24 protein-coding genes are annotated in these 25,691 nt (G+C 66.9%); 20 read left to right on the top strand and 4 right to left on the bottom strand.

What is annotated here, in order from left to right; genetic code table 11:
• Positions 1 to 322 precede the first annotated feature (322 nt).
• The 13 genes from AC27IQ_RS06815 to AC27IQ_RS06755 all read left to right on the top strand — a co-directional run bounded on the left by AC27IQ_RS06815 (position 323) and on the right by AC27IQ_RS06755 (position 14,976).
• On the top strand, positions 323 to 2,422 hold the full coding sequence (locus tag AC27IQ_RS06815) for a 3-hydroxyacyl-CoA dehydrogenase NAD-binding domain-containing protein (RefSeq protein ID WP_487089001.1): 2,100 nt from the start codon (positions 323 to 325) through the stop codon (positions 2,420 to 2,422).
• Between the two features lie 49 nt (positions 2,423 to 2,471).
• Positions 2,472 to 3,647, top strand: coding sequence for an acetyl-CoA C-acyltransferase (locus AC27IQ_RS06810; RefSeq protein ID WP_487089000.1), 1,176 nt, complete (start codon positions 2,472 to 2,474; stop codon positions 3,645 to 3,647).
• Between the two features lie 17 nt (positions 3,648 to 3,664).
• A complete protein-coding gene (locus AC27IQ_RS06805; RefSeq protein ID WP_284428682.1) occupies positions 3,665 to 4,135 on the top strand; it encodes a PaaI family thioesterase in 471 nt (156 codons plus the stop codon).
• 84 nt (positions 4,136 to 4,219) lie between these two features.
• The gene (locus AC27IQ_RS06800; protein ID WP_487088999.1) at positions 4,220 to 6,079 is read left to right on the top strand and encodes an acyl-CoA dehydrogenase; all 1,860 of its coding nucleotides are present in this window, start codon (positions 4,220 to 4,222) and stop codon (positions 6,077 to 6,079) included.
• Positions 6,080 to 6,126: 47 nt separating this feature from the next.
• Positions 6,127 to 6,561, top strand: coding sequence for a DUF2147 domain-containing protein (locus AC27IQ_RS06795; protein ID WP_284429730.1), 435 nt, complete (start codon positions 6,127 to 6,129; stop codon positions 6,559 to 6,561).
• Positions 6,562 to 6,582: 21 nt separating this feature from the next.
• The gene (locus AC27IQ_RS06790; protein WP_487088998.1) at positions 6,583 to 9,024 is read left to right on the top strand and encodes a 3-hydroxyacyl-CoA dehydrogenase/enoyl-CoA hydratase family protein; all 2,442 of its coding nucleotides are present in this window, start codon (positions 6,583 to 6,585) and stop codon (positions 9,022 to 9,024) included.
• Between the two features lie 19 nt (positions 9,025 to 9,043).
• Positions 9,044 to 9,562, top strand: a complete 519-nt coding sequence (locus tag AC27IQ_RS06785) for a DUF4442 domain-containing protein (RefSeq protein ID WP_272565149.1) — start codon at positions 9,044 to 9,046, stop codon at positions 9,560 to 9,562.
• A 49-nt stretch (positions 9,563 to 9,611) separates the two neighbouring features.
• A complete protein-coding gene (locus tag AC27IQ_RS06780) occupies positions 9,612 to 10,811 on the top strand; it encodes an acetyl-CoA C-acyltransferase (protein ID WP_317353130.1) in 1,200 nt (399 codons plus the stop codon).
• 91 nt (positions 10,812 to 10,902) lie between these two features.
• A complete protein-coding gene (locus AC27IQ_RS06775) occupies positions 10,903 to 11,730 on the top strand; it encodes an acyl-CoA thioesterase (protein WP_487088997.1) in 828 nt (275 codons plus the stop codon).
• A 62-nt stretch (positions 11,731 to 11,792) separates the two neighbouring features.
• Positions 11,793 to 12,572 carry an enoyl-CoA hydratase gene (locus AC27IQ_RS06770; RefSeq protein ID WP_284429734.1) on the top strand — a complete coding sequence of 260 codons (780 nt, stop codon included), beginning with the start codon at positions 11,793 to 11,795 and terminating at the stop codon, positions 12,570 to 12,572.
• A gap of 265 nt (positions 12,573 to 12,837) precedes the next feature.
• Complete coding sequence (locus tag AC27IQ_RS06765) at positions 12,838 to 13,734, top strand: tripartite tricarboxylate transporter substrate-binding protein (RefSeq protein ID WP_284429735.1); 897 nt, start codon at positions 12,838 to 12,840, stop codon at positions 13,732 to 13,734.
• A gap of 18 nt (positions 13,735 to 13,752) precedes the next feature.
• Entirely contained in the window at positions 13,753 to 14,241 is a 489-nt protein-coding gene (locus AC27IQ_RS06760; RefSeq protein ID WP_284398167.1) for a thioesterase family protein, read from the top strand.
• 150 nt (positions 14,242 to 14,391) lie between these two features.
• Positions 14,392 to 14,976 (top strand): bactofilin family protein, encoded by a 585-nt coding sequence (locus AC27IQ_RS06755; protein ID WP_284429736.1) that lies wholly within the window; start codon positions 14,392 to 14,394, stop codon positions 14,974 to 14,976.
• A 116-nt stretch (positions 14,977 to 15,092) separates the two neighbouring features.
• On the opposite strand, the gene AC27IQ_RS06750 is transcribed toward AC27IQ_RS06755, so the two are convergent.
• Complete coding sequence (locus AC27IQ_RS06750; protein ID WP_487088996.1) at positions 15,093 to 15,530, bottom strand: acyl-CoA thioesterase; 438 nt, start codon at positions 15,528 to 15,530, stop codon at positions 15,093 to 15,095.
• Positions 15,531 to 15,570: 40 nt separating this feature from the next.
• Here AC27IQ_RS06750 and AC27IQ_RS06745 point away from each other — a divergent pair, with 40 nt between their 5' ends.
• Positions 15,571 to 17,400 carry an ABCB family ABC transporter ATP-binding protein/permease gene (locus tag AC27IQ_RS06745; RefSeq protein ID WP_284429738.1) on the top strand — a complete coding sequence of 610 codons (1,830 nt, stop codon included), beginning with the start codon at positions 15,571 to 15,573 and terminating at the stop codon, positions 17,398 to 17,400.
• Between the two features lie 58 nt (positions 17,401 to 17,458).
• On the opposite strand, the gene AC27IQ_RS06740 is transcribed toward AC27IQ_RS06745, so the two are convergent.
• From AC27IQ_RS06740 to AC27IQ_RS06730, 3 genes are read right to left on the bottom strand one after another with little or no spacing between them, the layout of a single operon-like run.
• Complete coding sequence (locus tag AC27IQ_RS06740; protein ID WP_272565140.1) at positions 17,459 to 18,490, bottom strand: DctP family TRAP transporter solute-binding subunit; 1,032 nt, start codon at positions 18,488 to 18,490, stop codon at positions 17,459 to 17,461.
• 51 nt (positions 18,491 to 18,541) lie between these two features.
• Positions 18,542 to 19,840, bottom strand: coding sequence for a TRAP transporter large permease (locus tag AC27IQ_RS06735; RefSeq protein ID WP_284429739.1), 1,299 nt, complete (start codon positions 19,838 to 19,840; stop codon positions 18,542 to 18,544).
• The gene (locus AC27IQ_RS06730) at positions 19,837 to 20,394 is read right to left on the bottom strand and encodes a TRAP transporter small permease (protein WP_487088995.1); all 558 of its coding nucleotides are present in this window, start codon (positions 20,392 to 20,394) and stop codon (positions 19,837 to 19,839) included. The genes AC27IQ_RS06735 and AC27IQ_RS06730 overlap by 4 nt, the downstream gene beginning before the upstream one ends.
• A gap of 198 nt (positions 20,395 to 20,592) precedes the next feature.
• Between AC27IQ_RS06730 and AC27IQ_RS06725 the strand changes: the two genes are divergently transcribed.
• The 6 genes from AC27IQ_RS06725 to AC27IQ_RS06700 form a co-directional block, all read left to right on the top strand.
• On the top strand, positions 20,593 to 21,531 hold the full coding sequence (locus AC27IQ_RS06725; RefSeq protein ID WP_272565137.1) for a LysR substrate-binding domain-containing protein: 939 nt from the start codon (positions 20,593 to 20,595) through the stop codon (positions 21,529 to 21,531).
• Between the two features lie 185 nt (positions 21,532 to 21,716).
• Complete coding sequence (locus tag AC27IQ_RS06720) at positions 21,717 to 22,604, top strand: amino acid ABC transporter substrate-binding protein (protein ID WP_487088994.1); 888 nt, start codon at positions 21,717 to 21,719, stop codon at positions 22,602 to 22,604.
• 122 nt (positions 22,605 to 22,726) lie between these two features.
• The gene (locus AC27IQ_RS06715; RefSeq protein ID WP_487088993.1) at positions 22,727 to 23,629 is read left to right on the top strand and encodes an amino acid ABC transporter substrate-binding protein; all 903 of its coding nucleotides are present in this window, start codon (positions 22,727 to 22,729) and stop codon (positions 23,627 to 23,629) included.
• Between the two features lie 122 nt (positions 23,630 to 23,751).
• Positions 23,752 to 24,483 (top strand): amino acid ABC transporter permease, encoded by a 732-nt coding sequence (locus tag AC27IQ_RS06710; protein WP_272565134.1) that lies wholly within the window; start codon positions 23,752 to 23,754, stop codon positions 24,481 to 24,483.
• 1 nt (position 24,484) lies between these two features.
• Positions 24,485 to 25,177, top strand: coding sequence for an amino acid ABC transporter permease (locus AC27IQ_RS06705; RefSeq protein WP_272565133.1), 693 nt, complete (start codon positions 24,485 to 24,487; stop codon positions 25,175 to 25,177).
• 23 nt (positions 25,178 to 25,200) lie between these two features.
• Positions 25,201 to 25,691: amino acid ABC transporter ATP-binding protein (locus AC27IQ_RS06700; protein ID WP_487088992.1), on the top strand; the 491-nt coding region annotated here is incomplete at its 3' end.

The following is a 25,691-nucleotide window of genomic DNA, read 5'->3' as shown; positions in this document are numbered from 1 at the left end:
TTGACTGCCAGGCCCGCTTCGGCCTGCTTCAGGAAACCGATGATCTGCTGCTCCGTGAATTCGACTCTTTCCTCATGTCCGTCATTCTCCAAGTTTGACGGACCTCACTTCCACTTCAGGTGGTTACGGATATCGGGGAGCACGTTCACAAAGCTCGAACGACAGGGAGCCTTGACCGCCGTGTCTGCTGGTGAAGCTGTGGTGCCGCCGCGTTTTCTGTCCCAGCCGGGACAACATTGGCTGGCATCCGCGCCCGGACTCTCTAGAATCAAAAGCACGATCGTTCTTTTCTAGTTTTCTAGATCAAACCAAGGGACAAGCAATGACCGCTGAGTACCAAGTCCACGGCGATGTGGCCGTGATCACGCTCGACAACCCCCCCGTCAATGGCCTGGGCCATGCCACCCGCCAGGGCGTGGCCGACGGGCTGGCGCGTGCCAACGCCGACGCGGCCGTCCGCGCCATCGTCATCACGGGCGCCGGTGGGGCGTTCTCCGGCGGGGCCGACATCAAGGAGTTCGGCACCGACAAGGCGCTGCAGGAGCCCAACCTGCAATCGGTGATCCTGGCGGTGGAGAACTCGGCCAAGCCCGTGGTGGCGGCCATCCATTCGGTGTGCATGGGCGGCGGGCTGGAACTGGCGCTGGGGTGCCACTACCGCATCGCCGCGCCGGGCTGCAGCGTGGCGCTGCCCGAGGTCAAGCTGGGCCTGCTGCCCGGCGCCGGCGGCACGCAGCGCCTGCCGCGCGTGCTGGGCGTGGAGGCCGCGCTCAACATGATAGTGAGCGGCGAGACGGTCAAGAGCGAGCTGATCGGCTCCATCCCCGGCCAGAAGCTGTTCGACAAGCTGGTGGCTTCGCCCGAAGCGCTGGCCGCCGAGGCCCTGGCCTTTGCTAAGAGCGTTGCCGACGTGCGCCCCCTGCCGCTGGTGCGCAACCTGCCGTGCAAGCACCTCGAGGGCGATGCGTACTTCCAGTTCGCGCGCAACATGGTCAAGGGCATGGCCAAGAACGTCCCGGCGCCTGAAAAATGCGTGGACGCCGTCGAGGCCGCCACCAAGCGCAAGTTCGCTGATGGCATCGCCTACGAGCGCGAGCTGTTCATCAACCTGATGTGGACGCCCGAGTCCCGCGCGCTGCGCCACCTATTCATGGCCGAGCGTGCCGCGAGCAAGATCGCCGACGTGCCCTCCAGCACGCCGAAGCGCGACATCCAGAAGGTCGGCGTGATCGGCGCCGGCACCATGGGCGGCGGCATCGCCATGAACTTCCTGAACGCCGGAATTCCCGTGACGATTCTGGAGACCAAGCAGGAGGCGCTGGACCGCGGCATCGCCACGATCAAGAAGAACTACGAGTCGCAGGTCAAGAAGGGCAAGCTCAAGGAAAACAAGTACCAGCAGCGCATGGGGCTGCTCGCCACCACGCTGGACTACGCCGACCTCAAGGACGCCGACCTCATCATCGAAGCGGTGTTCGAAGAGCTGGGCGTGAAGGAGACCGTGTTCAAGCAGCTCGATGCCGTGGCCAAGCCCGGCGCGATCCTGGCGTCCAACACCTCCACGCTGGATGTGGACAAGATCGCCGGCTTCACGAAGCGCCCGCAGGACGTGGTGGGCATGCACTTCTTCAGCCCCGCCAACGTGATGAAGCTGCTGGAAGTGGTGCGCGGCCAGGCCACCGCCAAGGACGTGCTGGCCACGGTGATGGCCCTGGCCAAGAAGATCAAGAAGACCGCCGTGGTCTCGGGCGTGTGCGACGGCTTCATCGGCAACCGCATGATCGAGCAGTACAGCCGCCAGGCGGGCTTTTTGATCGAGGAGGGCGCCACGCCGCAGCAGGTGGACAAGGCGGTGGAGAAGTTCGGCTTCGCCATGGGCCCGTTCCGCATGGGCGACCTGGCCGGCAACGACATCGGCTGGGCGATCCGCAAGCGCCGCTACCAGGAAAAGCCCGACATGAAGTACAGCAAGACGGCCGACCTGCTGTGCGAGATGGGCCGCTATGGCCAGAAGACCGGCGCGGGCTGGTACGACTACCAGGCCGGCAAGCGCGATGCGATCCCGAGCGAGGTGGTCAACCGCATGATCGAAGACCACCGCAAGGCCCTGGGCATCACGCCGCGCAAGATCTCGGACGAAGAGATCGTGCAGCGCCTGGTGTTCTCGCTGGTGAACGAAGGCGCGCACATCCTGGAGGACGGCATCGCCGGCAAGTCGGGCGACATCGACATGGTGTACCTCACCGGCTACGGCTTTCCGATCCACCGCGGCGGCCCCATGCACTACGCCAACGAGGTCGGCCTGTTCAACGTGGTGCAGGCCATGAAGCGCTTCGCGCAGAACCCGCTGGACGACGCGAAGTTCTGGGAGCCCGCGCCGCTGCTGGCCCGGCTCGCCGCGGAAGGCAAGGCCTTCTCCTGACCCGACCGACCGCACCGCACGTGTCCCCCCGAATCCCAAGGAATTGCACATGACCTCCGCAGTGATCGTTTCCACCGCCCGCACGCCGCTCGCCAAGAGCTGGAAGGGCTCGTTCAACATGACCCACGGCGCCACGCTGGGCGGCCATGCCGTGCAGCACGCCATCGCGCGCGCCGGCATCGACGGCGCGGAAGTGGAAGACGTCATCATGGGTTGCGCCAACCCCGAGGGCGCCACGGGCGCCAACATCGCGCGCCAGATCGCGCTGCGCGCCGGCCTGCCGGTCAGCGTGTCGGGCGTGACGGTGAACCGCTTTTGCTCGTCGGGCCTGCAAACCATCGCCCTGGCGGCGCAGCGCATCATCGCCGGCGAGGCCGACGTGTACGTGGCCGGCGGCGTGGAGAGCATCTCCTGCGTGCAGCAGGAGATGAACCTGCACATGCTGCGCGACCTGGCACTGGCCAAGGCCAAGCCCGAGATCTACTGGAGCATGCTGGAGACCGCCGAGCAGGTCGCCAAGCGCTATGGCATCGGCCGCGACGCCATGGACGAATACGGCGCCGCCAGCCAGCAAAAGGCCTGCGCCGCGCAGGCCGCGGGCTTGTTCGACGACGAGATCGCTCCCATCACCGTGACGGCCGGCGTGGCCGACAAGGTGCGCGGCCTCATCACCCAGCAGGTGATGGTCTCCAAGGACGAAGGCACGCGCGAAGGCACCACCAAGGAAGGCATCAGCGGCATCCGCCCGGCCATGCCCGGCGGCGTGATCTCGGCCGGCAATGCCAGCCAGTTCTCGGACGGTGCCGGCGCCTGCGTGCTGGTGAGCGAGGATTACGCCAGCCGCAAGGGCCTGAAGCCCCTGGGCCGCTTCCTGGGCTTCGCGGTGGCGGGCTGCGAGCCCGACGAGATGGGCATCGGCCCCGTGTTCGCCGTGCCCAAGGTGCTCAAGAAGCTGGGCCTCACGGTGAATGACATCGACCTGTGGGAGCTGAACGAGGCCTTCGCCGTGCAGGTGCTGTACTGCCGTGACAAGCTGGGTATTCCCGCCGACCGCCTGAACGTGAACGGCGGCGCCATCGCCCTGGGCCACCCCTACGGCGTGAGCGGCCAGCGTCTCACGGGCCATGCGCTCATCGAAGGCAAGCGCCGCGGCGCCAAGCGCGTGGCGGTGACCATGTGCATCGGCGGCGGCATGGGCGCGGCCGGCATCTTCGAAGTGCTGTAACCGCACGGGGCACGCCCATGGCCGCGCCACCCGTCACCGTGCCGCCCGAGGCCTTTCTGGCCATGGGCCGCGAGGTGCTGGCGGCGCAGCCCTTCAGCGTGCTGCTGGGCGCCGAACTGCACGCGTTCGCCCCGGGCGCGTGCGAACTGCACCTGCCCATCACCGAGCAGATCCGCCAGCAGCACGGCTTCGTGCACGGCGGGGCGGTGAGCTACCTGGCCGACAACGCGCTCACCTACGCGGGCGGCTCGGCGCTGCGGGTGCCGGTGGTCACCTCGGAGTTCAAGATCAACTACGTGCGGCCCGCCGTGGGCGAGCGCCTGGTGGCGCGCGCCCAGGCCGTGCATGCCGGGGCGTCGCAGGCGGTCTGCCGCTGCGACGTGTTCGCGGTGCAGGGCGGGGTGGAAAAGCTCTGCGCCATCGCCCAGGGCACCATCGTGGCCCTGCCATCGCATGCCGCGCCTTCGCCACCGGCTTCGCCCGGCTGAACGCCGGTGGTGGTTGTTTGCTATTATTTTTGTAGCTGTATGCCGCCGCATTCATTGCGGTGAAGCCTTATTCGATGCCCCATCATGAGCCTGCGCACCACGGTTGATTTCTTGCTCTACGACTGGCTGGACGCTCCCGCGCTGCAGGCGCGCGAGCGCTTTGCCGACCATTCGCGCGAAACCTTCGATGCGGTGCTGGACACCTGCGAGCGCATCGCCCGCGAAAAGTACGCCCCGTTCAACCGCCTGGTGGACACCGAGGAGCCGCGTTTCGACGGCGAGAAGGTGATCCTGCCGCAGGCCACGCACGAGGCGCGCCGCGCCTATGCCGAGTCGGGCCTGCTGGGCGCCGCGCAGGACTACGAGCTGGGCGGCATGCAGCTGCCCTACACAGTGGAGGCGGCGGCCAACAGCTTCTTCGCTGCGGCGTCGGCCAGCATCGGCTCCAACCTGCTCACCTCGGGCAACGCCAACCTGCTGATGGCGCACGGCACGCCGGCGCAGCAGCAGGTGTTCGCGCACAACGAATTCAACGGCCGCTGGGCCGGCACCATGTGCCTGTCGGAGCCGCAGGCAGGCTCGTCGCTCTCGGACGTGGCCACGCGCGCCGTGCCGGACGCGGACGGCGATGGCGGCGGCGATGCCTGGCGGCAGGACCCGCTGGGCCCGCGCTACCGCCTGACCGGCAACAAGATGTGGATCTCCTCCGGCGACCATGAGCTGACCGAGAACATCGTGCACCTGGTGCTGGCCAAGATCCCCGGGCCGGATGGCAAGCTGGTGCCGGGCACGCGCGGCATCTCGCTGTTCATCGTGCCCAAGCGGCTCGTCGATGCGCAGGGCCAGCTCACGGGCGTGCGCAACGACGTGGCGCTGGCGGGGCTCAACCACAAGCTGGGCTGGCGCGGCACGACGAACACGCTGCTCAACTTCGGCGAGGGGCGCTACCCCGTCGAGGGCCGCGCGGGCGCCATCGGCTACCTGGTGGGGCAGCCGGGCGAGGGCCTGAAGTGCATGTTCCACATGATGAACGAGGCGCGCATCGCCATCGGCATGGCCGCGACCATGCTGGGCCTGGCCGGCTACCACGCCAGCCTGGACTATGCGAAGAACCGGCCGCAGGGCCGTCTGCTGGGCAAGGCCGGCAAGGACGCGAGCGCCCCCCAGGTGCGCCTGATCGAGCATGCCGACATCAAGCGCATGCTGCTGGCGCAAAAGAGCTACGGCGAGGGCGCGCTGGCGCTCAACCTGTACTGCGCGCGCCTGGTGGACGAACAGCACACCGGCACCTCGCCCGACGCCGACGAGGCGCGGCTGCTGCTGGAGGTGCTGACGCCGATTGCCAAGAGCTGGCCCAGCGAGTGGTGCCTGGAGGCCAATTCGCTCGCCATCCAGATCCACGGCGGCTATGGCTACACGCGCGACTTTCCCGTGGAGCAGTACTGGCGTGACAACCGCCTGAACATGATCCACGAGGGCACGCACGGCATCCAGGCGCTGGACCTGCTGGGCCGCAAGGTGCTGGGCAACAACGGCGCCACGCTCAAGAAGTTCGGCAAGCTGGTGGGCCAGCTGGTGCAGGAAGAGGGCGTGAACGAGAAGATGGCCGAGTTCATCAATCCCATCGCCTACCTGGGCGAGCAGATGACCAAGTTCACCACCGAGATCGGCTTCAAGGGCTTCCAGAACCCCGACGAAGTGGGCGCCGCCGCCGTGGACTACCTGCGCGTGGCCGGCCACCTGGTGTTCGGCTACCTGTTCGCCCGCATGGCCCAGGTGGCGCTGCGCGAGATCGCCAACGGCAACACCGACCCGTTCTATGTCGCCAAGCTGCAGACGGCGCGTTTTTACTTCGCCAAGCTGTTCCCCGAAACGGCCACGCTGATGCGCACCGCGCGTGCCGGCGCCAAGCCGCTGATGGACACCGACGCCGCGTTGGCCTGACCGCACCGGCCGCCCCCTTCCCCGCCTTTTTTTGCACTGGAGCCGTTATGAATAAAGCGCTAGCAACGATGTTGTGTGTGGCCATGGCCGCCCCCGCGTGGGCCCAGATGTCGCCCGTGGGCGGGTGGCGCAGCATCGACGACAAGACGGGCGAGGCCAAGGCCGAGATCCGCATCGCCGAAACGGGCGGCGCGCTCACCGGCCGCATCGAGAAGTCGCTGAAGAAGGACACGCCCGCCGATGCGGTCTGCGTCGAATGCCAGGACGACCGCAAGGGCCAGCCCATCGCCGGCCTGGAGATCATCCGGGGCGGCAAGAAGGCCGAAGGCAAGGACGTGTGGGAGGGCGGCAAGATCCTCGACCCCGAAAACGGCAAGGAATACCGCGCCAGCTTCACGCCCATCGACGGCGGCGCCAAGCTGGAGGTGCGCGGCTACCTCGGCCCGTTCTGGCGCACGCAGGTCTGGCAGCGCATGCAGTAACCCATTCCAAAGAAACCAACCATGTCCCGATTCCAAGTGAAGAAAGTCGCCGTGCTCGGCGCGGGCGTGATGGGTGCGCAGATCGCCGCCCACCTCGCCAACGTGAAGGTGCCGGTCGTCCTGTTCGACCTGCCCGCCAAGGAAGGCCCGAAGAACGGCATCGTCACCAAGGCCATCGAGGGGCTCAAGAAGCTCAAGCCCGCGCCGCTGGGCGTGGCGGAAGATGCCGCGCTGATCGGCCAGGCCAATTATGAAGAGCACCTGGAGCAGCTGCGCGGGTGCGATCTCATCATCGAGGCGATCGCCGAGCGCATGGACTGGAAGCTCGATCTCTACAAGAAGATCGCGCCCTTCATCGCACCCGGCGCCATCGTGGCCTCGAACACCTCCGGCCTGTCGATCACGCGCCTGAGCGAGGCGCTGCCCGACGCCATCAAGCCGCGCTTTTGCGGCATCCACTTCTTCAACCCGCCGCGCTACATGACGCTGGTGGAACTGATCGACACGCCGACGACCCGGCCCGAGGTGCTCGACCAGCTGGAAGCCTTCGTGACCAGCGGCCTCGGCAAGGGCGTGGTGCGCGCGCACGACACGCCCAACTTCATCGCCAATCGCGTCGGCATCGCCGGCATGCTGGCGACGATGAAGGAAGTGGAGAACTTCGGCCTGACCTACGACGTGGTGGACGACCTCACGGGCAAGAAGCTGGGCCGCGCCAGCAGCGGCACCTTCCGCACCGCCGATGTGGTGGGCCTGGACACCATGGCCCACGTCATCAAGACGCTGCAGGACAACCTGAGCGAAGACGCTACCAAAGGGGCTGCGCAGTTTGATCCGTTCTACGGCAGCTTCGGCACGCCCGAGGTGCTGAACAAACTCATCGAGATGAAGAACCTGGGCCAGAAGGCCAAGGCGGGCTTCTACAAGAAGGTGGGCCGCGACATCCTGCGCTTCGACCTGGAAAGCGGCGAGTACGTGCCGGGTGGCCAGAAGGCCGACGAGGTGTATGCCCGCATGCTGAAGAAGCCCGCCGGCGAGCGCCTGAAGCTGCTGCGCCATGCCGAGGGGGCGCAGGGCCGGTTCCTCTGGGCCATCCTGCGCAACAGCTTCCATTACGCTGCCGTGCATCTGGGCACCATCGCCGACAACGCGCGCGACGTGGACCAGGCCATGCGATGGGGCTTCGGCATGAAGCAGGGCCCCTTCGAGCTGTGGCAGGAAGCCGGCTGGCTGGAGGTGGCGAAGATGATCCAGGAGGACATCGACGCCGGCAAGGCGCTCAGCAAGGCACCGCTGCCCGACTGGGTGTTCAAGGGCCCGGTGGCCGAGGCCGGCGGCGTGCACACGGCTGAAGGATCGTGGAGCGCTTCGCGCGCCAAGTTCGTCCCGCGCCGCCAGCTGCCCGTGTACGAGCGCCAGCACTTCCCCGAGAAGCTGCTGGGCGAGGCGCTGCCCGACTGGCGCACGGCCGGCACCACGGTGTCCGAGTCCGATGCGCTGCGCACCTGGACGCTGGACAAGGATGGAGGCCCCTCCGGTCGCCGCATCCTGATCGCCAGCATCCAAAGCAAGATGCATGCGATCAGCCCCGACGTGATGGAGGGGCTCGTCGAAGCCATCGACATCGCCGAGCGCGAATACGACGGCCTGGTGATCTGGTCCGGCGACGCGCCGTTCAGCGTGGGCGCCGATCTGGCCGCCACCATGCCGGCCTTCGTCGTGGCCGGCATCTCGGCCATCGAGAGCGTCGAGCAAGAGCTGCAGAACCTCATGCTGCGCCTGCGCTACGCGCAGGTGCCGGTGGTGTCCGCCATCCACGGCATGGCACTGGGTGGCGGCTGCGAGCTGGCCGTGTATTCGGCCCGCCGCGTGGCGCACATGGAAAGCTACATCGGCCTCGTCGAAGTGGGCGTGGGCCTGGTGCCGGGCGCTGGCGGCCTGACCTACATCGCGCGCCGTGCGGCCGAGAACGCCGCCGCCTCCACGGGCAAGGACATCCTGCCCTTCCTGACCGAAGGCTTCACCGCCGCGGCCATGGCCAAGGTGGGCACCAGCGCGCTGGAATCGAAGAAGCTCGGCTACCTGCTGGACAGCGACATCGTCGTGCCGCACAAGGACGAGGTGCTGTTCGTCGCCTTGAACGAAGCCAAGGCGATGGCGGCCAGCGGTTGGCGCGCCCCTAACAAGCGCCTGTTCCCCGTGGCCGGCCGCAGCGGCATCGCCACCATCCGCGGCTCGCTGGTGAACATGCGCGACGGCGGCTTCATCAGCGACCACGACCAGCACATCGCCACCCTGATCGCCGAGATCGTGTGCGGCGGCGACGTGGATGCCGGCACGCTGGTGAGCGAGGAATACCTGATGGCGCTGGAGCGCAAGGCTTTCTGCGCGCTCATCCAGCACCCCAAGACGCAGGAGCGCATCCTGGGCATGCTGAACACCGGCAAGCCCCTGCGCAACTGATGTGCCATCGGACGACCGCATGACAACCTCCACCGGCGCATTCCCGCCCAACCGCATGCAGCTCCAGCTGGAACAGGTGGACGAGTTCCCGAAGTTCCTGCGCCCCTGGGTGCGCAACCTGGTGCTGCGCCGCGCCGTGCCGTTCACCCGCACGGCGCGGGTGGAGTTCATCGAGATGTCGCCGAACCGCGTGGAAGTGCGCCTGCCCAACGAGCACCGCGTGCGCAATCACGTCGGCAGCATCCACGCCTCGGCCATGAACCTGCTGGCCGAGACGGCCACGGGCATGGCGATGGGCCTGAACGTGCGCGACGACTGCCTGCCGCTGGCCAAGGACCTGAAGATGGCCTTTCGCAAGCGCGCCACGGGCGCCTTGCGCGCGGTGGCGGTGCTGACCGACGCGCAGCGCCAGGCCATGCAGGACAGCGACAAGGGCGAGATGCAGGTGCAGGTCACCGTGACGGACGAGGCCGGCATCGAGCCGGTGGAATGCGAATTCACGTGGGCCTGGATTCCGTCCAGCCGCCCCGCCAAGTAACTGACTGATTGACTGACCGATCGATTGATCGATTGAAGGAGCCTTCTTCATGGCAAAACAAATGCAGGACGCCTACATCGTCGCCGCCACGCGCACGCCCATCGGCAAGTCGCACCGCGGCTTCTTCCGCAACACCCGCCCCGACGATCTGCTGGCGACCACCCTCAAGGCGGCCCTGGCCCAGGTGCCCGGGCTGGACCCGGCTTCCATCGAAGACATCATCTGCGGCTGCGCGATTCCGGAAGGCGCCCAGGGGCTGAACGTGGCGCGCATCGGCGCGGTGCTGGCGGGGCTGCCCACCAGCGTGGGCGGCATCACCGTGAACCGCTTCTGCGCCTCGGGCCTGTCGGCCGTGCAGATGGCGGCCGACCGCATCCGCGTGGGCGAGGCCGACGTGATGATCGCCGCCGGCGTGGAAAGCATGAGCATGGTGCCCATGATGGGCAACACGCCCTCGCTGTCGCCCAGCATCTTCGCCAAGGACGGCGACGTGGGCATCGCCTATGGCATGGGCCTCACGGCCGAGAAGGTGGCGCAGCAGTGGAAGGTGTCGCGCGAGGACCAGGACGCCTTCGCGCTGCAGTCGCACCAGAAGGCGCTGGCCGCGCAGCAGGCCGGCGAGTTCACCGACGAGATCACGCCCATCGAGGTGACCGACCGCACGGCGGACCTGGAGACGGGCGAGAGCATCGCCAAGACCCGCACCGTGGCGCTGGACGAAGGCGCCCGGCCCGACACCAGCCTGGAAGGCCTGGCCAAGCTCAAGACGGTGTTCGCCGCGCGGGGCTCCGTCACCGCCGGCAACAGCTCGCAGACCAGCGACGGCGCGGGCGCGCTGATCCTGGCGAGCGAGGCAGCCGTGAAGCGTTTCGGCCTCACGCCGTTGGCCCGCTTCGTGAGCTTCGCCAGCAAGGGCGTGCCGCCCAGCATCATGGGCATCGGCCCCATCGAGGCCATTCCGGCCGCGCTGCGCTATGCGGGCCTCAAGCACGAAGACATCGACTGGTTCGAGCTGAACGAAGCCTTCGCCGCGCAGTCGCTGGCGGTCGTGCGCCAACTGGGCCTGGACCCTTCCAAGGTCAATCCCATGGGCGGCGCCATCGCCCTGGGCCACCCGCTGGGCGCCACGGGCGCCATCCGCGCTGCCACGGTGGTGCATGCGCTGCGCCGCAAGAACCTCAAGTACGGCATGGTGACCATGTGCGTGGGCATGGGGCAGGGCGCTGCGGGCATTTTCGAGCGCGTCTGAGGTCGGGGCGCATTGCGCGCCCCGGCATCCGGGTTCAGGCAGTCGCCGGCACGACGGGACGGAGAAAGCAATCACGGCACACTCGCACACCATGACCCTCGATCTCCATCCCCTGGACGACGCGCTGGCCCTGGAGCCGGCCGGTGCCCACCGGTACACCGGCCGGACCACGCCCGCCTACTGGAACATGGTCGGCCCTTTCGGCGGCGCGACGGCCGCGGTGCTGCTGCAGGCCGTGCTGCAGCATCCCGACCGCCTGGGTGAGCCGCTGTCGCTCACCGTCAATTACGCCGGTGCGGTGGCGCAGGGCCCCTTCACGGTGCAGGCCACGCCGGTGCGCACCAACCGGTCCACGCAGCACTGGACGCTGTCCATCGTGCAGCCTGGCGTCGACGGCGAGTGGGTCACGACCACCACGGGCACCGCCGTGACCGCCGCCCGCCGCGAAACCTGGAGCCTGGCCGACACCCCCATGCCGACAGCGCCCGGCCCCGACACCCTGGAGCCGCTGGCCAAAGGGCTGGGCGTGGCCTGGCTCGACCGCTACGACCTGCGGCCGGTGACCGGGGCCTTGCCGCAGCGCTGGGACGGCAACGGCGACAGCAGCCTGTCGCAACTGTGGATGCGCGATGCGCCCGCCCGCCCGCTCGACTTCTGCGCGCTGGCGGCGCTGGCCGACGTGTTCTTTCCGCGGGTCTGGCTGCGCCGTGCGCACCGGGTGCCGGCAGGCACGGTGTCCCTCACGGTGTATTTCCACGCAGGGCGGGAGCAGCTGGCCGCCACGGGCACCGGATTTTTGCTGGGCCAGGCGCGTGCGCAAGAATTCCGCAACGGCTTTTTCGACCAGACGGCCCAGTTGTGGAACGATGCCGGCACCATGCTGGCCAGCAGCCACCAGATTGTTTATTACAAGGAATGAGGCGCCCCCTGGCGCCCCGTTCGCTTTCCCCGCCCACGACCTTCCATGGCAGGAGCTTTCCCATGACCGATACCTCGACCCAGGACATCCTCGTTCACACCGAATCCGGCGTGGCCACCATCACCTTCAACCGCGTGGAGAAAAAGAACTCCATCACCACCGCGATGTACGCCGCGCTGGCGGATGCGCTGGAGTCCGCCGCGGCCGACAGCGCGGTGCGCGTGGTCGTGCTGCAGGGCGATGTGGCCATTTTCAGCGCCGGCAACGACATCGGCGACTTCCTGAACAAGCCGCCATCCACGCAGGACTCGCCGGTGTTCCGCTTCCTGCGCGGCATCGCCACGTTCCCGAAGCCGGTGGTGGCTGCGGTCTGCGGCCCGGCCGTGGGCATCGGCACCACCATGCTCTTTCACTGCGATCTGGTCTATGCGGGTGACAACGCCGCGTTCTCCATGCCGTTCGTCAACCTGGGGCTGTGCCCGGAGGCCGCGTCCAGCCTGCTCGTGCCTCAGATGATGGGCTACCACCGCGCGGCCGAGGCGCTGCTGCTGGGCGAGCCCTTCCTGGCCGAGGCGGCGCTGGAGGTGGGGTTGGTCAACCGCGTGGTGCCGCCCACCGAGTGCAACATGGTGGCCCAGACCCAGGCGCGCAAGCTGGCGGCCAAGCCGCTTTCCGCGCTCATCGAGACCAAGCGCCTCATGAAGCAGGGCCAGACGGCCGCGGTGCTGGAGCGCATGGCCGAGGAAGGCGCGAGCTTCGGCCGAATGCTGCAGGAGCCTGCTGCACGCGAGGCGTTCAGCGCTTTCGTCGAGAAACGCCGGCCGGATTTCAGCGCCGTGTGACCGCATCTGCGGGGGGCGTGGGCCTGGCGTTTTGCCTGGAAACCGGGCATAACGATAGATGCCGGTGGCATGAATCTGGCAGTACATTGCTGCTCATCCATCAACCCCCTGCCGGACCGTGCCATGACTGCTGCCAAACCACCATCGCCATTCGCTGCTCCCCGTGCGCCGTCGCGCCGCGCCTTTGTGCAATGGGGCGCATCGCTTGCCTGCGGGGCCCTGGGGGGCGTCGGCCCTGGCTCAGGGGACGACCGCTTCGGCGCCCGTGCCGCTGGAAGGGGGCATCCTCAAGGTCGTGGTGCCGTATGCAGCCGGTGGAGCATCCGACCGGGCCGCGCGCCTGCTGGCCGATGCCCTCGGGCCCCGGCTGGCGGTGCCGGTGGTGGTGGAAAACCGCGTGGGCGCGGGGGGGCGGCTGGCCGTCCAGCAGTTGCACCGCGACAGCTCCGGCCAGAACCAGGTCGTGCTGGCCAACCCGGCCACCATGCTGGTGGCGCCGCTGGTCTTCAAGGACAACGGCTACGACCCCGACAAGGACTATGTGGCCCTGTCCCAGATCACGAGCTACCAGTTCGGCCTGGCCGTGTCCACGGCCGTGCCGGTCAAGGAGTTCGCCCACCTGCACGCCTGGATGCTGGCCAATCAGGACAAGCTGGCCGCCGGCGTGCCGGCCACCGGCAGTCTGCCGCATTTCTTTGCTTTGATGCTGGCCGAGAAGCTCTCCCTGCAACTGCCCGTCGTGGGGTATCGGGGTTCCGCGCCGCTGCTCAACGATCTGATGGGCGGCCACGTGCCCATCGCCGTGGACACACTGGATGCGCTGGAGCCCCTGCACAAGGCCGGCAAACTGCGCATTCTGGCGGTGTCGGGCGATCAGCGGTCTCCCACGCTGCCGACGGTGCCCACCTTCAAGGAGGCGGGCCTGGGCCTGTCCGCCCTCGGCTGGAACGTGCTCTACGCGCCTGCGTGGCTGCCGCCGGCCCGGGCCCGGCGCATCGCCGACACGGTGACCCAGGTCATGGCGGACCCGGCCCTGCAGGCCCGCTTCGTGGCGGCCGACATGGTGCCCGTCGTCAGCTCGCGCGACCAGACCGCCAAAATGCTGACGGCCTACAAGGCGCAATGGGCGCCGGTGGTCCGCCATTCGGGCTTTCAGCCCTGAACCCTTGCCCCTTCCTCGATGACTCCACCCCCTGATTCCGCCCAGCCCTCTCCGTTCGAGGCCGAGTTCATCGATGGTTTGAAGGACATCTTCGAGCAGCGCATCGTCTTCAACCAATTGCTCGGTCTCAAGGTGACGCACCTGGGAGCCGCACATGTCGAGGCGCGCATCGAGATGAAGCCCGAGCTGGTGGGGCACTACGCCTACAACCGCGTGCACGGCGGCGTCATCAGCGCGGGGCTGGATGCCATGGGGGGGCTCGCCGTGATGGCGGCCATCGGCGCCCGCCACATGGACGAGCCGCCCGCGCAGCGCCTGCACCGCTTCGGCAAGCTGGGCACCATCGACCTGCGCATCGACTATCTGCGGCCAGGCATCGGGAGCCACTTCACCCTGCGGGCCGAAGTGCTGCGGCTGGGCTCCCGCGTGGCCAGCACGCGCATGGAGTTTTTCGGCCCCGATGGCACCCTGATGTCGGCAGGCGCTGCGGCCTACATCGTTTCGTAGCCTCGGCCTGCGCGCGATCGCGGCGATGTATGTCGCTGCAAAGCATGCAAGTGCATGCAACGATCGAATGGTTTGGTTACCGTTCTTGCGTAACGCGGGGAGTTTTCGCGGAACGTCGCTTCTAGCATGGCTCTTTTTCAAGGAGATCTGATGGCCGTGCAAAACCCCTTCTTCGGCAAGCGTGAACCCGACGCATTCCAGCCTCGCCAACCTTCTTCCGTCCTCGGTGGTGCGACCACCGTGGTGCCTGGTGGCAACAGTGCCACGACCACGGCCCCTTCTTCCGCCAAGCCGGTATCCACCGGCACGGCGCCTGGCAGTGCCGTTTCCGACGGCGTGGGCAGCAAGCTGACGGTGGGCCCGAACATCAAGCTCAAAGGGGTGGAGATCACCGATTGCGACACGCTCGTGGTCGAAGGCACGGTGGAGGCCACGATGGACTCCCGCGTGATCCACATCGCTGAGCAGGGCGCCTTCCGCGGCTCCGCCGAAATCGACATCGCCGAGATCCACGGCGAGTTCGACGGCACGCTCACCGTGCGCGAAAAGCTCGTGATCTACAGCACCGGCAAGGTGACCGGCAAGATCCGCTACGGCAAGGTGGTGATCGAAGAGGGCGGCCAGCTGGCCGGCGAAATCTTTGCCGGCACGTCGGGCCCCGCTCCCCGTGCCAATGCGGTGAACAACAACACCGCCAACGCGCGCAACGAAGCGCCTGCACTCGCCGCGGCCTGAGCCTCGGCGGGCATTGCGACCGACCCCGGCGTGCGCCGAGGGCGCACGTCACCGACCTGCCACGTACGGCCCGTGGCAGGCCAGGCGTTTCGCGCCGGGGTTCTCACTGCATGTTCTCAGCCTGCCGTGCCGCTTTCGGGCACAGCGGTGGCCGGCAGCGGGCGGGGCCTGCCTGCGGCATCGATGGCCACATAGGTCAGCCGCGCTTCCGTGACCTTCACATACCGGCCCTGCGCTGAAAAGCGCTCTGCATACACCTCGACCTCCACCGTGACCGAGGTGCGTCCGGTGCGCGTGACCGCCGAGAAGAACGACAGGATGTCCCCCACGCGAACGGGCTGCTTGAACACGAATTCGTTCACCGCCACGGTGGCCATGCGGCCCTGCACATAGCGCGCCGGCAGCACCGATCCCGCCAGGTCGACCTGGGCCATGACCCAGCCGCCGAAGATGTCGCCGTTGGCGTTGCAGTCGGCCGGCATCGGAATCACCTTGAGCACCAGCTCCTTGTCGGTGGGCAGTTCGGTCAACGCAGCGCTGGGAAGAGCGGTCATGGGCACAATCTCGGTAAAACAACAACCGGAATTGTCCTTCATGCGCCCCCACGGCGAATCCCCACCCCCTCTTGCCTCGCGCTCCGGCGCCGGCTCCCGCACCGACTGGGCCACGCTCGGCCGGCTCGTTCCCTATCTCTGGCAATACAAGTGGCGGGTGATCGCGGCGCTGGTCTTCGTCGTGGGGGCCAAGGTGGCCAACGTCGGGGTGCCGCTGCTACTCAAGCAGTTGATCGATGCCATGTCGATCGCCCCGGGCGACCCTGCCGCGGTGGTGGTCGTGCCCATCGCCCTGCTGCTGGCCTATGGCGGGCTGCGCCTGTCCACCTCCATCCTGACCGAACTGCGGGAACTGGTCTTCGCCAAGGCCACGCAGGGCGCCGCCCGCAGCATCGCGCTGCAGACGTTCGAGCACCTGCATGCCTTGAGCCTGCGCTTTCACCTGGAGCGGCAGACGGGCGGCATGACGCGCGACATCGAACGCGGCGTGCGCGGCATCGAATCGCTGATCTCGTTCACGCTGTTCAACATCGGCGCCACCCTGATCGAGGTGTTCCTGGTGCTCTCCGTGCTGGCCGTCAAGTTCGACGCGTGGTTCGCCTGGATCACGCTGGGCGCCCTGGGCCTGTACATCGCGTTCACCGTGCTGCTGACCGAATGGCGCACGAAATTCCGCCGGCAGGCCAACGAGTTCGACTCGGCCGCGCACGCGAAGGCGGTGGACTCGCTGCTGAACTACGAGACCGTCAAGTACTTCAACAACGAGGCGTTCGAAGCCCAGCGCTACGACGAAAGCCTGCAGCGGCTGCGCCATGCGCGGCTCAAGAGCCAGACCTCGCTGTCGCTGCTGAACACCGGGCAGCAGCTCATCATCGCCACCGGCCTGGTGGCCATGCTGTGGCGCGCCGCGCAAGGCGTGGCCGATGGCCGCATGACGCTGGGCGATCTGGTCATGGTGAACGCCTTCATGATCCAGCTCTACATCCCGCTCAACTTTCTGGGCGTGATCTACCGCGAGATCAAGCAGAGCCTGACCGATCTCGACAAGATGTTCACCCTGATGGACAAGGAGCGCGAGGTGGCCGATGCGCCCGGCGCCCAGCCGCTGGTCCACCTGGAGCACCCGGCTGTGCGCTTCGAAGACGTGCACTTCGCCTACGAAAGCCGTGCGGGCAGCGCGCGGCCCATCCTGCACGGCATCAGCTTCGAGATTCCCGCCGGCAAGACGGTGGCGGTGGTGGGGCCCTCGGGCTCGGGCAAGTCCACGCTGGCGCGTTTGCTCTTTCGCTTCTACGACATCCAGTCGGGCCGCATCACGGTGGCCGGGCAGGACATCCGGGCCGTGACACAGGACAGCCTGCGGCGCGCCATCGGCATCGTGCCGCAGGACACCGTGCTGTTCAACGACACCATCGCCTACAACATCGCCTACGGCCACCCGGGCGCGGGCCAGGATGCCGTGGAAGCTGCCGCCCAGGCCGCGCGCATCCACGGCTTCATCGCCGCCACGCCGCTGGGTTACGCCACGCAGGTGGGCGAGCGCGGCCTCAAGCTCTCGGGCGGCGAGAAGCAGCGGGTGGCGATCGCCCGCACGCTGCTGAAGAACCCGCCGATCCTGATCTTCGACGAAGCCACCTCCGCGCTCGATTCCGCCAATGAGCGGGCCATCCAGGCCGAACTGAAAAGCGCGGCGCGCAACAAGACGGCCCTGGTGATCGCGCACCGCCTCTCCACGGTGGTGGATGCGCACGAGATTCTGGTGATGGAAGCCGGCCGCATCATCGAGCGCGGCACCCATGCCGCGCTCCTGGAGCAGGGCGGCCGCTACGCCAGCATGTGGGCGCTGCAGCAAAGCGGAGAGGCCGGCTGACGGGGCGCCGCAACGCACCCTCGTGCGCGGGCGCCGGTCCGCAGGCCGACCCGGCCCTTCAGGGCTTGCGCGCGGCGATCGCCTTCTCGGCCTGGTCCACCAGGTCCGCGCCGATCTGGCCCTTCCACTTGTCGAACACCGGGCGCGTGGCCTTGGCGAAGGCGGTGCGTTCGGCGGGGCTGAGCTGGGTCACCGTCACCCCGTGGCTGGCGATTTCCTTGAGCAGGGGCTTGTCGGCCTCGACCATGCCCTTGCGCGCGATGGCGATCTGTTCCTTGCCGGCGTCGATGGCGGCCTGCTTGACGATTTCGCGGTCGGCAGGCGTCCAGGAATTCCAGATGTCCTTGTTGACCACGAAGATCAGCGGGTCGTTCATGTAGCCCCACAGGGTCATGTATTTCTGCGCCACGGTGTAGAGCTTGGCGGCCATGTAGACCGACACCGGGTTCTCCTGCCCGTCCACGGCGCTGCTGGCCATGGCGGGCTGGGCGTCGGCCCAGCTCATCTGGGTGGGGTTGGCGCCCAGTGCGGAGAAGGTGTCCAGGAACAGCGGCGAGCCGACCACGCGGATCTTCAGGCCCTTGAGGTCCTCGGGGCTCTTGATGGGGCGCTTGGAGTTGGAGATTTCACGGTAGCCGTTCTCGCCCCAGGCCAGCGGCACCACGCCGGCCTTGTCCAGCGTCTGGAAGATGCTCTTGCCCACCTCGCCTTGCGTCACCGCATCCACGGCGGCGTAGTCTGGAAACAGGAAGGGCAGCGAGAACAGGTTGAGCGGCTTGACCTGGGGCGACCAGTTGATGGTGGAGCCCACGGCCATGTCGATCACGCCTTGGCGCAGCGCGCTGAACTCGCGCGTCTGGTCGCCCTGGATCAGCGAAACGCCGGGGTACAGCTTGATGTTGATGCGGCCCTGCGTGCGTTCGCGGACCTTGCTGGCCCACAGTTCGCCGCCCTTGCCCCAGGGGAAGGCGGTGCCCAGCACCAGCGACATGCGGTATTCGCTCTTGTAGTTTTGCGCCAGGGCCGGCGTGGCGAAGGCCAGTGCGGCGGCGGCAGCGACGGCGCTGGTGAGGAAGGTGCGCAGTTTCATGGTTTCAGTCTCCTGGTTCTCGGTGAAAAGGGGGCGGTGGGGTCGATGGGGTCAGTAGCCCAGGCGGGCGGGCAGCCACAGCGCCAGTTGCGGGAAGGCAATGACCAGCACCATGACGATGAACATCGCCAGCAGCATCGGCCCCACCCAGCGCACGGTGGACTCCATGCGCACGCCGGCGATGCGGCACGACACCATGAGGTTCACGGCCAGCGGCGGCGTGAACTGGCCCAGGGCGACCTTGAGCGTGAGGATGACGCCGAACCACACCGGGTCCCACTGGTAGTGCTGCATGATGGGCAGCAGCAGCGGCACGAAGATCAGGAAGATCGAGATGCCGTCGAGGAACATGCCCACCGTGATGAGCAGCAGGATCAGCAGCGCCATCACGCCGTATTCGCCCAGGCCCGAGTTCACGATGGCCTTGGCCACCGGATCGATCACGCCCAGCGTGGACAGCGAGAACGCGAAGATGCCGGCCAGCGACACCACCAGCAGGATCACGGCCGAGAGCTCGCCCGCCTCGCGCAGGATGGGAAACAGGTCGCGCACCCGGATGGTCCGGTGGATGCACATGCCCACGAACAGGCCGTAGAACACCGCCACCACGGCCGCCTCGGTGGGGGTGAACCAACCCGCCCGCATGCCGCCCAGGATCAGCACCGGCGCGGCCAGGCCCCAGGAGGCTTCGCGCAGGCTGCGCCAGAACGGCGGGCGTGGCATGGAGGATTCGAGCGCGCCCATCTTGTGCCGGCGGGCCAGCCAAACCGCGGGCACGATCAGCGCGATGCCGGCGAGCACGCCGGGAATCATGCCGGCCGCGAACAGCGCGGGCACGGAGGCGCCCGGCACCAGCACCGAATAGATGATGAACGCGACGGAGGGCGGGATCAGGATGTCGGTGGCCGCCGCGGCGCCCACCACGCTGGCGGAGAACGAGCCCGGATAGCCCGCCCGCGACATGGCCGCGATCATCACGCCACCCACCGCGGCCGCGTTGGCCGGGCCCGAGCCGGAGATGCCGCCCAGGAACATCGCCACGGCGATGGCCACCAGGGGCAGCATGCCCGGGCCGCGGCCCACGATGGCCACGGCGAAGTTCACGAGCCGAAGCGCCACGCCGGAGCGGTCGAAGATCGAGCCCACGAGCACGAACATGGGGATGGCCAGCAGCGGGTACTTGCCCAGGCCGGCATAGAAGTTCTGGGGCACGGCCAGCAGGCCGAACCATTGGCTGTCGGCATTGGCCAGGGCAATGGCCGCCACCCCCGCCAGCCCCAGCGCGGCGCCGATGGGCACGCCCACGAACATCATGGCGAGGAACGCCACGAACAGCAGGGTCGCGATCATGCGGAGGTGTCCTGCCGGCCCGCCGGGGAGGCCGTGCGGCCCCGGCGGATGAACAGCCCCACCGCCCGCCAGGTGATCAGTGCGGACAGCAGCGGCAGCCACACCGAGTACCACCACTGCGGCACGCCGATGCCGGGGGAGGTCTCGCCGAAGCGGTAGTCGTCCCACACCACCCGCACGCTCAGCACGGCGATCGCGCCGAACAGCAGCGCCACCATCAGTGCACCGAAGCGGGCCAGCAGGTGACGGCGCGCGGCCGAGCCGCCCTCGGCGAACCATTCGATGCGGATGTGCTGGTCGCGCGCGACCGCGGCGGAGCCCGCCACCAGCGCCAGGACGATCATGAGGAAGACCGAGATCTCCTCGGTCCAGGCGAAGGATGAGTTGGTGAAGTAGCGCACCAGCACATTGGCGAAGGTGATGAGGGCCAGCGCCGCCATCACGATGACGGTGAGCCAGTCTTCGATGCGCAGGGAGCGGGGAGCGTCGTCGGGCGGTGCGGCAGGCCGTGCCGCGTCGTGGGGCGCGGGCCCGGACGGGGGAAGTGAGGACATGGGAGGCAGAGGGTCGAGAGAACGGACAACGTGGCGATGCGGGTCACTCTGCCCGCCGGCCTTGTGCGCCAGGGGCCCGGACGGGGCGGCGCTCGGAGCGCCGAAGCCATTTTGCAAGCAAACGTGGCAGGGTCCGGTGCAGGGTTTCCCCAAGGGGCCTTGCGCCGCAGGCGCGCGCGGCCCCCGATAATGCGCGCCATGGAAACCAAGTGGCTCGAGGATTTCGTCAGCCTCGCGGAAACGCGCAGCTTCAGCCGTTCAGCGCAATTGCGCCACGTGACCCAGCCGGCGTTCTCGCGCCGCATCCAGGCGCTGGAGGCCTGGGCCGGCACCGATCTGGTGGACCGCAGCTCCTACCCGACCCGGCTCACGCCCGCGGGCAAGACGCTCTACGAGGAAGCGCTGGAGATGCTGCAGGCCATGCAGAACACCCGCGCCATGCTGCGGGCCCACACCAGCGCCGGCAAGGACATGATCGAGTTCGCAGTGCCGCACACGCTGGCTTTCACGTTCTTTCCCGCCTGGCTGTCGAGCCTGCGCGAGCGTTTCGGGCCGGTCAAGAGCCGCCTCATCGCGCTCAACGTGCACGATGCCGTGCTGCGCCTGGTGGAGGGGGGGTGCGACCTGCTGATCGCCTACCACCATCCTTCGCAGCCCTTCCAGCTCGACGCCGACCGCTACGAAATGGTGACCCTGGGCCAGGAAATCCTCTCGCCCTATTCGCGCGCCAATGCCGACGGCCAGCCCCTGTTCAGCCTGCCGGGCCGCGCGGGCGAGCCGCTGCCCTACCTGGGGTATGCACCCGGGGCCTATCTGGGCCGCGTGACGGATTTGATCCTCAAGCAGTCGGGCACGGCCATCCACCTGGACCGCGTCTATGAAACCGACATGGCCGAGGGACTGAAGGCGATGGCGGTCGAGGGGCATGGGGTCGCCTTCCTGCCGCACAGCGCGGTCAAGAAGGAACTGCGCTCGCGCCGCCTGGTCAGTGCGGCGCCCCCGGGCGTGGAGGACCTGCAGATGGCGATGGAAGTGCGGGCCTACCGTGAAAAGCCGTCTGGCAAGGAACCCTCCAAGGGCATCGCCCAGTCGTTGTGGACTTACCTGCAGGCCCACAGTACGGACAAGCCCCTTTGACCGCAGGGTCAGGTTATGTGTCAAATGCATATTCCACCGTGCATTTGGCATTGGAAAGACCGTGTGACGGGACGTACATTCCGTCCCGGCGTCCGGAGCGAAGTGCACAAGCCTTCGCCCAACAGAGAGGCCCGGCCTGGCACGGTGTTTGCTCAGGTTAGAACTTACGAACTTTGAGACAAGCCATGAAAACATTCCATTGGAAGGCCGTATGGGGCGTTGCCGCCTTGTGCTGGGGCATGGCTGTCTCCGCGCAGGGGGTACTGGAGCGGGTCACCGCCGGAGGCAAGCTGGTGCTGGCCTACCGGGAATCCTCGGTGCCCTTTTCCTATGTGGACGCCGGCAAGCCCGTGGGCTATGCGGTGGAGCTGTGCCAGCGGATCGCCGAGGTCGTTCGCAAGAAGACCGGCCGCAAGGACATGGAAGTGGAATTCGTGCCGGTCACCTCGGCCAACCGCATGGAAACCATCGAGAAAGGCCGCGCCGACATGGAGTGCGGCTCCACCACCAACAATGCCGAACGCCGCCAGGTCGTGGCGTTCACCGTGCCCCACTTCATCACCGGCGCCCGCCTGCTGGTGCCGGCCCAGAGCAACGTGGACCGCATCGAAGACCTCAGCGGCAAGAAGCTCGTGTCCACCAAGGGCACCACGCCCTTGAAGGCGGTCCAGCAGATCAATCGCGAGCGGCTCCTGCAGATCAACATCGTCGAAGCCCCGGACCACGCCCGGGCCGTCGAGATGGTGGAAAAGGGCGAGGCCGATGCCTTCGCGATGGACGACGTGCTGCTCTACGGCCTGGCGTCCAACCGCCCCAATCCGGCCGCCTTGAAGGTGGTCGGCAAGTTCATCACCACCGAGCCCCTGGCGATCATGCTGCCCAAGAACGACCCTGCGTTCAAGAAGGTGGTGGACGACGAGATGCGCCGGCTGATCACCAGCCGCGAGATCTATCCCATCTACGACAAGTGGTTCGCCCAGCCCATACCGCCGTCCAACCGCGCGCTCAATCTTCCGGTGAGCTATCTCTTGCGGGATTTCTGGCGCTATCCCACCGATCAGGTTCCGTTTTGAGCGCCGTTTTTTAGCTGCGCTGACCCGATGTTCCGGGTATTCGGCATGGTGGCGAATTCCACTCCGTGCCAATATCTAGAATGATTGTTTCCGTTGTATCCGTAAGTTCTAAGGAGATCCTGATGAAGAAGCATTTGCTGGCAGTCGCCATCACCGCCCTGGCTGCAGGGAGCGCATTCGCGCAAGCCAATGACACGCTGGCCAAGATCAAGGCCTCCGGCACGATCACCGAAGGTGTGCGCGAATCCTCCGGCCTGTCGTACACCCTGGGTGACGGCAAGTACACGGGCTTCCACTACGACGTGTGCGCCAAGGTGATCGCCGACGTGCAAAAGCAGCTCGGCCTGGCCAAGCTGGACGTCAAGTACCAGCCCGTCACGTCGCAAAACCGCATCCCCCTGGTGCAAAACGGCACCGTGGACATCGAGTGCGGCTCCACCACCAACAACGCGGCCCGCCAGAAGGACGTCGCCTTCGCGGTCACGACCTATGTCGAAGAAGTGCGCATCGCCGTCAAGGCCGATTCGGGCATCACCGGCATCAAGGACCTGAACGGCAAGAACATCGCCACCACCACGGGCACCACCTCGGTGCAGACGCTGCGCAAGAACAAGCGCGCCGAAGGCCTGACGTTCAAGGAAGTGTTCGGCAAGGACCATTCCGACAGCTTCCTGCTGCTGGAATCCGGCCGCGCCGACGCCTTCATCATGGACGGCTCGATCCTGGCTTCCAACATCGCCAAGTCCAAGAGCCCCAACGATTTCAAGATCGTCGGCGAAGTGCTGAGCGTGGAACCCATCGCGATCATGATCCGCAAGGACGACCCCGCCTTCAAGAAGGCCGTGGACGACAGCATCAAGGCGCAGATCAAGTCCGGCGACATGGCCAAGCTGTACGACAAGTGGTTCCTGCAGCCCGTGCCTCCGAACAACGTGAAGATCGGCCTGCCGGTGAGCGAAGCGACGAAGGCCGCCTGGGCGAACCCCAACGACAAGCCCATGGAAGAGTACGCCACCAAGGACTGAGCGCCCGGCGCTCGCATGCGGCAAACGCCCACCTGACGGTGGGCGTTTGTTTGTTTCCCCGGCAGGGATGCCCGGGATGGGGCGCCAAGTTTGAAGACAACGAGATTTGAGAAGGATTTCCCATGGGATCAAATTGGGATTGGCAAGTCTTCCTGCAGGACCCAGGGGGTGAATACCCGACCTACCTCCAGTGGATGCTCTCTGCCTGGGGCTGGACGGTGTCGGTGGCCCTGCTGGCCCTGGTCATCGCGCTGGTGATGGGATCGATCGTCGGGACGCTGCGCACGCTGCCCGACAACAAGGTGCTGGTCGGCTTCGGCAATGCCTGGGTCGAGCTGTTCCGCAACATTCCGCTGCTGGTGCAGATTTTTCTGTGGTACCACGTGCTGCCGGCGATCTTTCCGGTGCTCAAGGGCGTCTCGGGCTTCATCCTCGTGGTGCTGGCGCTGGGCTTCTTCACTTCGGCGCGGATCGCCGAACAGGTGAGGGCGGGCATCCAGGCCCTGCCGCGCGGCCAGCGCTACGCGGGCATGGCCATGGGCTTCACCACCGTGCAGTACTACCGCTACGTGCTGCTGCCGATGGCATTTCGCATCATCATTCCGCCGCTCACGAGCGAGACGATGAACATCTTCAAGAACTCGTCCGTGGCCTTCGCCGTGTCGGTGGCCGAACTGACGATGTTCGCGATGCAGGCGCAGGAAGAGACCTCGCGCGGCATCGAAATCTACCTGGCCGTGACGGGCCTGTACGTGATCTCGGCCTTCGCCATCAACCGCATCATGGCCTTCATCGAAAAGCGCACGCGCGTTCCCGGCCTGATCGTGTCCGGCGGCACGGGGGGAGGCCACTGACATGATGAATCTCGACCTTTCCTTCTACAGCTGGGACATCATCAGCAAGTTCGTCGTCAAGGGCTTTTACTTCAGCATCATGCTGACGCTGATCGCCACGGTCGGCGGCATCCTGCTGGGCACCGTGCTGGCGCTGATGCGCCTGTCGGGCAAGAAGTGGCTGGATGCGCCAGCCACGTTCTACGTCAACGGCATGCGCAGCATCCCGCTGGTGATGGTGATCCTGTGGTTCTTCCTGCTGGTGCCGGCTTCGTTCTACGCGGCCCTGCCCGGCGGAATCGGCACGAGCTACCGCTCGGAGCTGTCGGCCATCATCACCTTCATCGCCTTCGAGGCCGCGTACTTCAGCGAGATCATGCGGGCCGGCATCCAGTCGATCTCCCGCGGACAGGTGTTCGCGGGCCAGGCGCTCGGGATGACCTACGGCCAGAACATGAAGCTCGTGATCCTGCCGCAGGCGTTCCGCAACATGCTGCCCGTGCTGCTCACGCAGACCATCATCCTGTTCCAGGACACTTCGCTGGTCTACGCCATCGGTGCCTACGACATGCTCAAGGGCTTCGAGACGGCGGGCAAGAACTACGGGCGGCCGATCGAGGCCTACCTGCTGGCAGCCGTCGTGTACTTCGCGATGTGCTTCGCACTGTCCTGGGTCGTCAAGCGCCTGCACCGGAAAATCGCCATCATCCGCTGAGCGGAAAGAGTGAGGAAATAGCAATGATTGAAATGAAGAATGTCTCGAAGTGGTACGGCAGCTTCCAGGTGCTGACCGACTGCTCCACTTCCATCCAGAAGGGCGAAGTCGTGGTGGTGTGCGGCCCTTCGGGCTCCGGCAAGTCCACGCTGATCAAGACCATCAACGCGCTCGAGCCCTTCCAGAAGGGCGAGATCTTCGTGGACGGCATCGCCGTGCACGATCCCAAGACCAACCTGCCCAAGCTGCGCAGCCGCGTGGGCATGGTGTTCCAGCACTTCGAACTGTTTCCCCACCTGTCGGTGACCGAGAACCTGACGATCGCGCAGGTCAAGGTGCTGGGCCGCGGCGCGGACGAGGCGAAGAAGCGCGGCCTCAAGATGCTGGACCGCGTGGGCCTGTCGGCGCACAAGGACAAGTTTCCCGGCCAGCTGTCGGGCGGCCAGCAGCAGCGCGTGGCGATCGCCCGTGCGCTGTCGATGGACCCCATCGTGATGCTGTTCGACGAACCCAC

Source organism: Acidovorax sp. KPB24-07 (genome assembly GCF_057543315.1).
Note: the sequence above shows the minus strand (reverse complement) of the source record. Positions and strands in the feature narration are given on the sequence as shown.